Below are 12347 nucleotides of genomic sequence, written 5' to 3' on the forward strand. Positions count from 1 at the left end.
TCATGGTCCCGTCGAACCGGCTGCGGTGGCGGCTCACGCTGCTGTACAGCCTTGCCAGCTTCGTCTCCGGAATCGTGCTGCTGGTGCTCGTCGTCCTCGTGTCGCTCACGCTGCCCACGGACGGGCCGGCGCCGCGCGTGATCGAGGCGCCCCGGCCCGGCCCGGCCGGTAGTGTGGTCGCGCGGCTGCCGAGCGACAACGACGGGTACCAGCGCGACCTTCTGCTCGTGCCCGGTCTTGCCCTGCTCATCATGGTGCCGGTCTCGCTCGGCGGCGGTTGGGTCCTGGCCGGGCGGATGCTGCGCCCGATGCGCACCATGAACGAGCGCCTGGAGCGCATCTCCGGCCGCAACGTGCACGAGCGCCTCGCCCTGCAGGGCCCGCGCGACGAGTTCCGGGACCTGGCCGACACCATCGACGGGCTGCTCGGCCGGCTCGAGCTGGCGCTGGACGGGCACAAGCGGTTCGTCGCCAACGCCGCGCACGAGCTGCGCACGCCGCTCACCGTCGAGCACGCCCTGCTGGAGGAGCCGCTCATCGACGCCGGGGCGACCGTGGAGTCGTACCGCGCCAACTTCGAGCAGCTGCTGGCGGTCAACCGGCACCGGGGCGCCCTGCTCGAGTCGCTGCTCACGCTGACCGGCAGCGAGTCGGCCCGCGACGGCGGGGTCCCGTTCGCGCTGGACGCGATGGTGGAGGCGGCCCTGGCCGGGCTCGCCCCGCACGGGCTGACCGTGGCCGCGACGATCCGGCCGGCCCGCATCGTCGGCGACCCCACGCTCGTGGCGCGGCTGGTGGCCAATCTGCTCGACAACGCGATCCACTACAACGCGCCCGGGGGTGTCGTGGAGGTGGGCGTGCGGCGGACGGACGGGTACGCTCGGCTGATCGTCGCCAACACCGGCCCCGTGGTGCCGCCCGATCAGGTCGAGCGGCTGTTCGAGCCGTTCCAGCGCATGCGCCGCGTCGCCGACGACGGCCACCACGGGCTGGGCCTGTCCATCGTCCGTACGATCGCGACCGCCCACGCCGCGACGATCCACGCCCGCCCGCGCCCCGGCGGCGGCCTGAGCGTCGAGGTGTTCTTCCCGGCGGCGAGCCTTGTCGGCTGACCGGGCCCCGCGCGGCGTCGTGGACACCCTGGCCGACGCCCAGCGCTGGCGGCTGCCGGCCGCGGCGTGGATCCTGCTCGACGGGCTGACCGCCCGCATCGACCAGGCCCTGCGCGCCGACGACCCGGCCGCCCTCAAGGACGCTCACCAGCGCCTCGAGCTGCTGCGCCCGGGCTCGACGCCTTCGATCGGCGGCCACGGTACCTCGATGTGCCCGCCCGCCCTCGCGGAGAAGATCGACACGCTCATCCGCCGGGTGCGCGCCGGGATTTCGTAGCCCCTCGTCCACCCCCTCGCATCACATCAGTACATGCAGATGTGTTCTAGGGTCGCGTCATGATGCGTCGACGCGTGAATCGATGGCTCGCGGCAGTGGCCGGCGGGGCGCTCCTCATCACGACGGGCGGCACCGCCGCGCACGCGGCCCCGCCCCTGCCCGACGGGCTGCGGCCGGTGCAGGTGCGCCAGTCGCTGCTCGGCACGCACACGTGGTACCAGCAGCTGTACCACGGCCTGCCCGTCCTCGGCGGCTGGTACGCCACCCACTCCGACGCCGCGACCGGCGAGGTCACCGTGCAGGACGGGCGGCTCGAGGTGAAGGGCCTGGCGAGCGAGGTGCCCGGCGTCGCCCCGGACCGCGCCCGCAGCTCGGTGGCCGGGCGCACCGGCGGCCAGGTCGCCCGCTCCGAGCTCGTCGTCGTGCCGGGCGCCACCGCCAAGCTCGCCTGGCTGGTCGCGACCCGCACCGGGCACGGCACCGTCCGTACGGTGCTCGACGCCGGCAGCGGCGTCACGCTGCAGGAGAAGCACCTGGCCCAGGAGGCCACCGGCACCGGCACGGTCTTCGACCCGAACCCGGTGGTGCGCCTGCAGAACGAGTCGCTCACCGACAACGACGACGCCAACTATCCGGCGCTGCGGGCCGCGTACCGGACGGTGCCGCTGACGCATCTCAACGCCCGGACGGACACCCTGCAGGGCGACTACGCCGACAACATCAGCGACAACCCGGTGCAGTCGAAGCGGCGGGTGTACCAGTACAACCGCTCCCAGCCCGGGTTCGAGCAGGTGATGGCGTACTACAGCATCACCTCGGCCCAGGAGTACATCCACCAGCTCGGCTTCCGCGACGTCAACAACGAGCCGCAGGACTACGCGACGACCGGCCTGACCGACGACAACTCGTTCTACGACCCCGACACGGACGGCATCACCTTCGGCACCGGCGGCGTCGACGACGCCGAGGACAACGAGGTCATCTGGCACGAGTACGGCCACGCGATCCAGGACGACCAGGTCCCCGGCTTCGGCGAGGAGCTGGAGGCCGGCTCGATCGGCGAGGGCTTCGGCGACTACTGGGCGTTCACGATGTCGCAGGCGAGCAGCCCGGACACCCGGCGCACCCCGCTGGCCTGCATCGCCGACTGGGACTCGACCTCCTACACCGACGACCTGCCGCACTGCCTGCGCCGTGTGGACGGCCCGAAGATGTACCCGGCCGACCTGGTCGGCGAGGTGCACGCGGACGGCGAGATCTGGTCGCGGGCCCTGTTCGACATCAACAACGCGCTGGGCCGCACCCGCGCGAACCGCGTGATCCTCGAGGCGCACTTCTGCTTCGACCCGAACACCACGATGCCGGCGGCCGCGACCCAGACGGTGAAGACGGCGCGGGCCCTGTACGGCCCGGCCGCGGCGAACCAGGTGCGGGCCGCCTTCCACGCCCGCGGCATCCTGTAACGGTCATCGCCCGGACCGGCGGCGCAGCCCCAGGGCAGCGCCGCCGGGCCGGGTGACAACCTCGCGAACGTCCTGGCCGATTCGGGCGACCGCAACCGCCGGGCGATCGGCTCTCGTGACCGCGACGCCGGTCAGCCGGCGGAGAGGGCGGTGGTGAGGTCGGTGTGGTTGAGGTACACCAGGATCTGGAACCCGCCGTTCTCGCGGCGCAGCAGGAGCGTCGAGGTCAGGTGCAGCGGGTCGGTGCCGGCGCGCGGGGCGGACCAGTCGGCGTTCACCAGGAGGTAGTGGTCGTCCAGGCGCTGCTGGCGCGCGTCCGTGCGGCTCAGGGCGCCCACGCCCGCACGGTCGAACATCGTGCGCCGCGCCGGCAGGGCGGCGGTCAGCTGGGCCGGGGTGACCGCGACCGCGCGGGCCGGGTCGAGGGCCAGGAACGGGTCGGCGAACAGGGCCGGGGCGTCGCCGGTGTCGTACGCGTCGAGGAACGCCGACACGTCGGGGTCGAGCGGGGTCCAGGTCATAGCTGCGCGGTCACCTTCTCCAGGAGGGGGATCACGTCGGCGAGGCGTCGGCGCTCGTCGGCGGTGAGGGTGGCGAGGGCGGCGTCGATGCGCGTGACGCTCGCGGCCTCGCGGGTCAGCAGGGCCGAGCGGCCTGTCGCGCTGATGGTCACGACCGCGCGGCGGCCGTCGGACGGGTCGGGGGCGCGGGTGATGTACGCCTGCTCGTCCAGGCGCCGCAGGACCGGCGCGATCGCGGCCGACGTCACCTGCTCCTGGCCGGCCAGGGCGCCGGGGCCGGTCGGGCCGAGGCGCTCCAGGCGCTGGAGCACGGCCAGCTCGAGGAACGAGAGGTTGTCGTCGCCGTCGGCGTAGAGCTGTCGCAGCCGGCGCGCGAAGCGTCCGACCGCGAGCCGCAGGTCCCGGGCCAGTGTCACGTTCGCTAAGATAGCTTAGCTAATCTGTCTTAGCAATACGCCGGAAGGGTTGCCGTGCCGTGGCGCCGCGTGGTGACTGCCCGGTGACGCTCGCCGGGCACCATCGCGGCATGACGGTCAACCTCGACTTCTGGCGGTACCCGGGCGACGCGGAAGATGACCAGTCCGAACAGGCGGAACAGGTGCGGGACTGGCTGCTCGGGCCGGCCGAGCAGTGGCCCCCGCCGGCCCGCCAGATCACCTTCGAACCCGACGTCATCACGGTGAGCGTAGCGCGGCGGCGGGCCTTGCTGCGGGGCGCCGGTTGGCTCCCCGTCAACGTCCAGATCATGGTCGGCGCCTTCGACAACACGCCGCTCGGGGCGCACGTGTGCTTCCTGCAGTACGCCGGTCCGCGGGGCGAGACGTTCACCGGCCGATCCGAGCTGGCCGGCGGCACCGCCTCGTACGCCGACTTCTGGCTGAAGCCGCAGGGAGTGCTGCAGCTCCTGGCGGTGCCGCAGGCCGACTCACCGGCGGCCGGCGGCCCCGTGCTGGCGGGCTCGATCGTCGTGCCCTCCCGGATCGCGGCGGCCTACCTGGCGTTCACCGCGATCCAGGACCATCAGGACATCGAGATCAGGGCCGGCTCGCAGCAGGCCGTGGCGGAACAGCTGGAGCTGCAGGGCAACGTCAAGTTCACGATCCTCGGCACCGTCGAGATCGGTGGGGGCGGCGGGCGCCAGGACACCAGCACCCGCACCACGACGGGCGAGGTGGCCTGGACGGTGCGGATCGCCCGTCCGGGCCTGACGATCGCGCCTGCGCAGCGATGACCTGCGCTACCGGGCCGGGAGGGGCGCACCGAGGATCGCGGTCAGCTCTTCGTACACGGCGTCGGCCGTCCCCGCCTGTCGTGGCAGCCGCGCCCGTAGCTCCGCGAACCGGTCGCCGATCGCGGCGAGCGCGTCGGGCCAGTGGGCCAGCCGGTCCTCGACGGAGGGCCAGCGCCCCAACTCGCTGAGCATGGGCGCCAGTGACCCGGAGTACCGCACGGCCCCCGACAGCAGGATCGCCGTGAGCACGAACGTGGCCCGGTCGGGCCGGACAGGGTCGAGCGGGCCGATACCGGCCGCATGCACGGCCCGCAGCGCCCGGCCCAGCCACCAGGCGCCGACGTCGGCGACCATGCTCTGGACGTGCGGCCACACGACCGCATCGCGGAACACCCCGGCGAGCGTCCGCCGCCATGGTCCGTCGCGGTGCGCGTGGTGGACGGAGCCCGACTGCAGGTAGGTGACCGCGCGCCGGACGTCGTCGTCCGCGACCCGCCCGTGCAGCCGCTCGGCGCCGGTGCCGTCCGGCACGAGCAGGTCGGCGTGGTCGCCGTCCCAGGCCATGGACCACCCCAGCCGCCGGGTGAACAGCGTCTCGAACAACTCCCGGTCGGCGCCCCGCAGCCGCCACAGGAACCGGAACAGCGCGGCCCGGTCGGCGTTGAACTGGATCGGGCCGAGGCTGATGCCGGCCCCGAGGTCCCAGGCGTTGATGCTTTCCAGCCTGCCCTCGACCGCCGCGATCACCGGAAGGTAGCAGTGCGGTTCGACCGGCGGCGCGCTCGGCACCGGCACCGTGACGCCGTGAACGACGCCCCCCACGTCGCGTGTGGGCGTGCCGCGGTGCACCGGGCGCACCGGCAGGGCGTCGGCCGCCGCGTCGGCCAGCGCGGTGCGCAGTGTCGGTACGGCCAGGCCGGTCAGCGTGTCCGCCGCGATCGCGGGCACGGCCCGCAGGAGCGCGCCCGACCACGCCGCGCGCAGCCGCCGGCGGCGGGCGGCCGGCAGCGCGTAGAACGACCGCAGCCCGGGCACGTCGACCCAGCGCGCCGACGGTGGCGGGCCGGCCGGCACGTAGACCCGCCCGCCGCCGTTGACCAGGATCGCCCGCAGCGCCGGATCGCCGGTGACCACGGCGGTGACCGGGTCGGGCAGCTCGCCGTCCGGGCCGAACGCGAGCACGTGGTACCCGGTGCCGTCCGGCGCGGTCCGCACGACGGCATGCCCCGGACGCAGCAGCGCGGCTCGGATCGCATCGTCCAGGTCGATCGCGTGGTGGGCCGGTTCCCGGGGTACGACGGGGATCGTGCGGTCCGCGAGCTCGATGGTCGCCGCCGCGGCCGCGGCGCCGACGCCGGCGGCATTGCCGGCGACCGGGTCGGGGGCGGTCGCATCCAGTTCGGACGTTTCGGTCCGGGCGGGTGCGCGCTCCGGGCCCGTCGCGATCGCCCGGACCAGCCGGCACGCCGCCCCGGCGTCCAGGCGCCCGGCGCCCGAGCGTTCCTCGTCACCGGCGGGTGTCGCGGTCTCCATGATCACCCACCGGGTGAGTGCCATGGGCAGCATCCGCGGCGCGGCCGCCTCGAACATCAGCGCGACGGCGCCCGAGACGAACGGCGCTGCCATGCTCGTGCCGCTCTTGCGGGTCAGGCCGTTGAGCAGGTAGGTGCCGCCGGGCCCCGGAATCGCCGAGCGCGCCGCCCGGATCCGCACGCCCGGCGCGGCGATGTCGGGCTTGACGCGGCCGTCGCGCGTCGGCCCGGAGCTCGAGAAGGACGCCGGCTCCCGGGTCGGCGAGCCGGGGTCGTACGCGCCGACGGCGATCGGCAGGCTGCCGTTGCACACCGAGTTCGTCGTGCCGCGCCCGGTCGCATCCGTCAGCCGGGACTGGTGCCTCGGGTCGCCGCGTTCGACGTAGGCGTCGGCCACGCCGCCGACGATCCGTTCGCCGTGCAGCGTGACGGTCCACACGCCGGACGGCGCGCCCGCCCAGACGAACAGGTCGACGTGGTTCGAGCCGTTGCCCGGGTCGTCGAGGCGATGGAAGCCCGACACCCGGACCTGCCCGGTGTCGTCCCGCACGACCGCCTGACCGCCGGGCGGCAGCTCGGCGACGGCGGCGCCCGACGGGTCGCTCAGCACGACCCGCAGCCGGTCGTTGCCGTCGTACCAGACCTCGAGCTCGCTCGGCGAGTCTCCGGGCGGCGGAATGCTCCAGCCGAGCGGGGCGGCGCCGCCCGCGGGGACGCGGACCCGCGCATGCAGCCGGGCCGTGAAGTAGTTGCCGGCGCTCATCACGGCGGCGACCCCCGGCTCGGCCCCGAGCAGATGGTCGAGCGCCTGGATCACCAGCGGCGACGCGTCATGGGGACCACCGGTCCGCCCGAGGCTCGTGTGAACGACCAGGGGGCGCCCCGCCGTCTCGTCGACGGCCCAGCGCACCGCCTCGAGCAGCTGCACGGACGAGCCCAGGTCCTCCTCCGGCAGGGTGTCGTCCGGGGCGAGATGCACGAACAGGATCTCGGCGCCCGGGGCGACTCCCGCGGCCGAGCCGGGCGCCCGGCCGTTGCCGACCGCGATGTCGGCGACGTGGGTCGCGTGCGTGCCCGCCCGGCGGATGTCGCCGCTGAGCGGGTCGTAGCCGTGCGCGTACGGGTTCGTGGTGCCCAGCGCCCGGTTCAGCTCGGCGGCGTCGAACACCCGGCCGTATCCGAACGGTTCCGGGCTCCCCGGCTGGGGCCCGCCGCGCTGATCCCAGAGCTTGCGGATGCGCGACGAGCCGTCCGGACCGCGCAGGTTGGCGTGCCCGAAGTCGATCGACCAGTCGAGGAACGCCACGGTGACGCCCCGGCCCGTGATCGGCCCACCGCCGATGTCGGGCAGGTCGGCGGGCCGGGCCCGGACGTCGGGCACCGACCGGTCGAGGGCGGCCGTCAGGCGGCTGCTCGCCTTGAGACTTATCACCGCCGGGTGGGCCCGGACGGCGAACAGTGCGGCCAGCCGTACCCGCGCGGTCACCACGGGTCCGAAGCGTGCGAGCACGGTCAGGCCAGGGACGACGGCGCCGGGCGACGTCAGCCGGGCGAGCACGGGCACGATGTCGTCCGCGCCTTCCTCGTCCGGCATCGGCGGCTGCGGCCGGCCGGTCCGCCGGAGCAGCAGTTGCCGTACCGCCGGGTCGATCTGCAGGCCGTCATCCGGTCCGGGCACCGTCCTGCGCCTCCCTTCGCGGATCGGGTCTCGCGGTCAGCCCTCCGAGGAGTCCGCCCCGCTCTTTCGGGGCCTGGCGGCCTGCTTGGCCGGCGAAGACCGCGGGGCCCCGCCGTCGGGTCCGGCCCCGCCGTCCGGCTCGGCCCCGCCGTCCGGCCCGGGCTCAACGGCCTTCGCCTCCCCGGCGAGCGCCGCGCGTGCGGGGGGTGACGCCGAACGATCGGCCTGGTTCTGCATCTGGTGGAACAGCTCGAGGAGGCCTTCCTTGCCGCCGTAGTGGGCCGCCAGCGCCGGGTACTTGTCGGCGACCTTGTCGTCGATGGCGCCCTCGCCGTCCCGCTGGACCGCCGTCACCAACGCCACCGCCTCGTGGGCCACCTGCTGCACGGTGGCGCCGACGATGGTGTTCACCGTGGCGTTGATGCGCCGGCTGAGCGCCGCGCGGTCGACGGCTGCCAGCGCGGGCACACCGTCGAGGTGTCGTTGCGAGACCCCGCCCGGCGTGCGGGCCGCGATCTCGACCGCCCGCACTGTCTGCTCCGAGACCTGCCGCTCCTGGCGTATCGAGTCCTCGGCCTGCTGGCTGAGCGCGATCGCCGCCACGGGCCCGCGCATGGCCGGGGCCACGGGCATCATGGTCAGCATCATCGGGTTCAGCGCCCGCTGGCGCGCCTGCTGGCTCATGGCGTTCAGGGCGACGACCGGCAGCATCCATTCGTAGGTCATGGTGGCTCGTCACCTTCCTTGGTTCATGGCCATCATCATGACCATCGGCAGCATCATGCTGTCGCCGGACTGGCCGTCGGACCCCGACTGGCCCATCATCATGACCATCGGCAGCATGGCGGACATGCCGCCGGAGGCCGAGCCGGAACCGGACACGACGGGGGGATCGGTCTCGGCCGGCCACTGCGTCGGGCCGGCGTTGGGCCCGCTGCCCTCGAGCTCGTGCGTGTGCTGCGCCAGCTGATTCTGGAACTGCGTCTGCAGCTGGTTCTGCATCATCATCGACACGACCATGTTCATCATGTTCTGCTGCCGCTGCTCCTGCTGCATGCGCCGCAGCGCCGCCCGGGTGGCGCGCTGATGACGGCCGAGTGCGGTGCGGACGCGGCGGATGTCGCGCTGGTTCTCGGTGACGACCGCGCTGACCCGCGTGCGCAGCGCGTTGAGGTCGTTCGACAGCGTGTTGATCCGGGCCGAGTCGGTGTTGATGCCGTCCTGCAGCCGCCGGATGCCGGTCTCGAACTCGGTTCGGGTCACAACCGGCTCGGGCAGCCGTAGCGTCGCGTTGCCCTGCGGCGTGTTGAGCGTCGCCGTCGACACGCCCGGGCCGGGCGCCGGCGCCTGGATCCGGGGCAGCGGCGGGCGGGCCGGGCCGCCACCGAGGACGCCGCCAACCAGATTGCCGATCGCGGCGGCGGGGCCGCCGAGAATGCCACCGACGACGTCGAGCAGGCCCTCGTCGTCACCTTCGTCGTCGCTTTCGTCGTCGCTCTCGAGCCATTCGTCGATGTCTTCGAGCGTTTCAAGCCTCGCCACGGGTTCCCCCTCGATGTGTGTACTGATCGGTCTCGCCCGGGCGCTCCGCGGCGGCCTCGGACGTCGTCGGTGTGGTCGTCAGGCCCGCCCGGCGCAGGGCCGGACCCACCCACTCCAGCAGTTCGTGCGGGTCGAGGTCCCGGGTGCCGGGGCCGCCGTCGCCCAGGCACACCGAGCAGAAGCGGTTGAGGCCCCAGCAGGCCGGGCAGGCCCCGAACACCCGCGCGACGAAGGCGGCCATCTGGTCAGCCGCGTCGGCCGTCGCGCGCTGCCGTGCGATGATCCGCTGGGCCTGGGCCAGGCGCTTCCGCAGCTGTGGCACCTCGTCGTCCGCCTCGGTGGTCGTCCGCGCTGCCGCCATCTGCTGCATGAGCATGGCCATGAGCGGATCGTCGCCGGCCCGCTGCATCGTGGCGTCGAGCATCGCTTTCAGCTGGTCGTCCACGGCTCGTCCTCACCGTCGGTCCAGGCCTCGTCCTCGAGGACGTTCTCGAGCGCCGCTTCGCCCGGCTCGGGTTCCGCCTCGGCCCCGGCCTCGTCGTCCGTTTCCGCGACTGCCTCGTCGTCCGCCTCGCCCGGTGCCCTCGTCGCCGCCGGCGGCGACGTCAGCATCGAGGGCGCCGGCGGTGCCGTGCCCTGCGCCTGGAGCGCCTGGCTGAGCTGCGTCAGCGCCTGCACGGCGACGGGCAGCAACTTCGCGAGCTGGGTGGCCGCGCCATCCGCGGCCGGGCGGACGGCTGAACCCGGGGGCGTGGCCGTAGCCGGGGCCGCAGCGACGGCCGTAGCCGGGGCCGCAGCGACGGCCGTAGCTGGGGCCGCAGCGGCGGCCGGGGCCGGGAACGATGCCACGGGGGCCGGAAGGCGCGCGTCCGGCGGTCGCGCCGGGGCCGGTACGGGGCCGGCGATCCGTGCTGCGGGCGCCTGCCGGGGCGGGGGCGCCGGAGCGGGCGGCGCGAGCGCGGTCTGCAGGGCACCGAGACCGCCGCCGACGAGGCCGCCGACCAGTGCGCCCCAGGGTCCGGCGGCCATCCCGGTCGCCGCCCCGGTCGCCGCGCCGCTGGCGATGTTGCCGAGCCACTGCGCCACGTCCTCGGGCGACTCGGCGCCGAGCCAGGCCTCGTCGAGATACACCTCGGGTGCCACGGCCCACGCGAGCTCGTGCTCGACCGGGACATTCGGATATCCGGCCATGCCGCCCTCCCGCCGTCGTCCAACGGGCGCCATCCTCCGGGCCGCCCGTCACGGCGCCGTCACGAAGACCGATCAGCGGGTACGGCGCGGGGACCGGCCGCCGGCGCGGCACAGAACCCGGACCGCCGGCCGGCGCGGCACAGAACCCGGACCGCCGGCCGGCGCGGCACAGAACCCAGGACCGCCGGCCGGCGCGGCACAGAACCCGGGACCGCCGGCCGGCGCGGCACAGAACCCGGGACCGCCGGCCGGCGCGGCACAGAACCCGGACCGGCCGCCGGTCCGGCACGAAAGCCGGTCAGCGGCCCTTCAGCGGGTACGGCACGAACGTGCTGCGGTTCTCGTCGAGGTCCAGCTGGCGGCTGATCGGCGGGGCCGCGCGCTGCGGGCACGTCGCGCGCTCGCAGGTCTTGCAGCCCGGGCCGATCGGCATCGCGGCGGTGGCGTCGGTCAGGTCCATGCCGGTCGAGTACACCAGGCGCGAGGCGTGCCGGATCTCGCAGCCCAGGCCTATCGCGTACACCTTCCCGGGCTGGCCGTAGCCGCCGTGGTGGCGGGTGATGGTGCGGGCGATCCACAGGTACCGCTGCCCGTCCGGCATCGCCGCGACCTGGATGACCGGGCGGCCCGGGGAGCTGAAGGCCTCGTAGACGTTCCACAGTGGACAGGTGCCGCCGGTGCGGGAGAACGGGAAGCCGGTCGCGGACTGGCGCTTGGACATGTTGCCGGCGCGGTCGACGCGCACGAAGGAGAACGGCACGCCGCGGGACCGCGGGCGCTGCAGGGTGCTCAGGCGGTGGCAGACCGTCTCCCAGCCCATCGCGAAGTGCTCGGCGAGCAGGTCGATGTCGTAGCGGCGCAGCTCGGCGGCGCTCAGGAACTGCTCGTAGGGCAGGATCAGCGCGGCCGCGAAGTAGTTGGCGAGCCCGACCCGGGTCAGGATCTGGGTCTGGACGTCCTCGAAGTGCTCCTCCTCGACGATCTCGTCGATGACGTCGGCGTACTCCATCAGCGCGAGCTGCGCCGCCATGCGCATCGCCTCCTGCCCGGCCCGCAGCGCGGCCGCGAGGTGCAGGGTCTGGGTCTGCGGCCGGTACCGGTGCAGGTCCCCGCCGAGCGTGTCGTCGCGCATGATGCGCACCCCGTGCCGCTCGGCCAGCCGGTCGCGCAGGGCCGGGCGCACCTCGCCGCGGCGCAGGCCCATCCGCGCGGCCAGGGCCTCGGCCGCCTCGTCGAGCTGGGGCACGTAGTTCTGGCGGCGGTAGAAGAACTCGGTCACCTGGTCGTGCGGGCTTCGCCCGAGCTGGCCGCGGTCGCCGACGAGCTCGGTGAGCTGGTCGGAGACCTGACGGTACCGCCGATGGAGGTCGATTATCGACTCGGCCAGCTCCGGCAGCCGGGTGGCGAGCTCGCTGAGGTCGGCGATGCTGCCGGTGCCGGCCAGCGCCTCGCGCAGCCCGGAGACGAGCTGCGGGGTCTCGTGCGGCACGAACACGGCCGGGTCGACGCCGAAGAGCTCGGTGGCGCGGATGAGCACCGGCGCGGTCAGCGGCCGCACGTCGTGCTCGATCTGGTTGAGGTAGCTCGGCGAGATGGCCAGATGCCGGGCGACGTCGGTCTGGCTGAGCCCGTGCTCCTCGCGCAGCCGCCGGAGCCGGGCGCCCGCGAACACCTTTGCCATCCTCAAGAAATAGCACCGATGTCAAATTGTGTTTTCGCAAGTTAGCAAAGTCGCCCGGAAAATTGGCAAGACTTGGCTTTTTCCGCCCCTCGACCGGCCCGTTTGCCCCGTGTGACTGT

12 protein-coding genes are annotated in these 12347 nt (G+C 73.9%); 4 read left to right on the plus strand and 8 right to left on the minus strand.

Translation table 11 applies throughout. The annotated features are described in order from the left end of the window. The first annotated feature begins 2 nt into the window (after nucleotides 1-2). Genes ACPPVO_RS28530 through ACPPVO_RS28540 form a run of 3 tightly spaced genes read left to right on the plus strand, consistent with a single transcriptional unit; the run spans nucleotide 3 to nucleotide 2852 of the window. Nucleotides 3-1112, plus strand: coding sequence for an ATP-binding protein (locus ACPPVO_RS28530; protein ID WP_426514223.1), 1110 nt, complete (start codon nucleotides 3-5; stop codon nucleotides 1110-1112). Next, entirely contained in the window at nucleotides 1102-1389 is a 288-nt protein-coding gene (locus ACPPVO_RS28535; protein ID WP_426514224.1) for a CATRA system-associated protein, read from the plus strand. Before ACPPVO_RS28530 ends, ACPPVO_RS28535 begins: the two co-directional genes overlap by 11 nt. A 59-nt stretch (nucleotides 1390-1448) precedes the next feature. After that, nucleotides 1449-2852, plus strand: coding sequence for a M36 family metallopeptidase (locus ACPPVO_RS28540; protein ID WP_426514225.1), 1404 nt, complete (start codon nucleotides 1449-1451; stop codon nucleotides 2850-2852). Between the two features lie 131 nt (nucleotides 2853-2983). On the opposite strand, the gene ACPPVO_RS28545 is transcribed toward ACPPVO_RS28540, so the two are convergent. Both ACPPVO_RS28545 and ACPPVO_RS28550 read right to left on the minus strand, forming a co-directional pair. Continuing rightward, nucleotides 2984-3373 carry a hypothetical protein gene (locus ACPPVO_RS28545; protein WP_426514226.1) on the minus strand — a complete coding sequence of 130 codons (390 nt, stop codon included), beginning with the start codon at nucleotides 3371-3373 and terminating at the stop codon, nucleotides 2984-2986. Further along, nucleotides 3370-3789 carry a MarR family winged helix-turn-helix transcriptional regulator gene (locus ACPPVO_RS28550; RefSeq protein ID WP_426514227.1) on the minus strand — a complete coding sequence of 140 codons (420 nt, stop codon included), beginning with the start codon at nucleotides 3787-3789 and terminating at the stop codon, nucleotides 3370-3372. The genes ACPPVO_RS28545 and ACPPVO_RS28550 overlap by 4 nt, the downstream gene beginning before the upstream one ends. Nucleotides 3790-3899: 110 nt before the next feature. On the opposite strand from ACPPVO_RS28550, the gene ACPPVO_RS28555 reads away from it, so the two are divergent. After that, nucleotides 3900-4604 (plus strand): hypothetical protein, encoded by a 705-nt coding sequence (locus tag ACPPVO_RS28555; protein ID WP_426514228.1) that lies wholly within the window; start codon nucleotides 3900-3902, stop codon nucleotides 4602-4604. 6 nt (nucleotides 4605-4610) lie between these two features. Here ACPPVO_RS28555 and ACPPVO_RS28560 read toward each other — a convergent pair whose 3' ends face one another. The 6 genes from ACPPVO_RS28560 to ACPPVO_RS28585 all read right to left on the minus strand — a co-directional run bounded on the left by ACPPVO_RS28560 (nucleotide 4611) and on the right by ACPPVO_RS28585 (nucleotide 12228). Then, nucleotides 4611-7814 (minus strand): S8 family serine peptidase, encoded by a 3204-nt coding sequence (locus ACPPVO_RS28560; protein ID WP_426514229.1) that lies wholly within the window; start codon nucleotides 7812-7814, stop codon nucleotides 4611-4613. 36 nt (nucleotides 7815-7850) lie between these two features. Then, nucleotides 7851-8540, minus strand: a complete 690-nt coding sequence (locus ACPPVO_RS28565; protein ID WP_426514230.1) for a hypothetical protein — start codon at nucleotides 8538-8540, stop codon at nucleotides 7851-7853. A gap of 9 nt (nucleotides 8541-8549) precedes the next feature. Further along, nucleotides 8550-9356: a hypothetical protein gene (locus ACPPVO_RS28570; RefSeq protein WP_426514231.1), complete on the minus strand. Its 807-nt coding sequence runs from the start codon at nucleotides 9354-9356 to the stop codon at nucleotides 8550-8552. Further along, nucleotides 9343-9801, minus strand: a complete 459-nt coding sequence (locus ACPPVO_RS28575; protein WP_426514232.1) for a hypothetical protein — start codon at nucleotides 9799-9801, stop codon at nucleotides 9343-9345. The genes ACPPVO_RS28570 and ACPPVO_RS28575 overlap by 14 nt, the downstream gene beginning before the upstream one ends. Further along, nucleotides 9786-10547, minus strand: coding sequence for a hypothetical protein (locus tag ACPPVO_RS28580; RefSeq protein ID WP_426514233.1), 762 nt, complete (start codon nucleotides 10545-10547; stop codon nucleotides 9786-9788). Before ACPPVO_RS28580 ends, ACPPVO_RS28575 begins: the two co-directional genes overlap by 16 nt. A 298-nt stretch (nucleotides 10548-10845) precedes the next feature. Then, nucleotides 10846-12228, minus strand: a complete 1383-nt coding sequence (locus ACPPVO_RS28585) for a short-chain fatty acyl-CoA regulator family protein (RefSeq protein WP_426514234.1) — start codon at nucleotides 12226-12228, stop codon at nucleotides 10846-10848. Between the last annotated feature and the right edge of the window lie 119 nt (nucleotides 12229-12347).

Source organism: Dactylosporangium sp. McL0621 (assembly GCF_049995355.1).
Lineage (GTDB): Bacteria > Actinomycetota > Actinomycetes > Mycobacteriales > Micromonosporaceae > Dactylosporangium.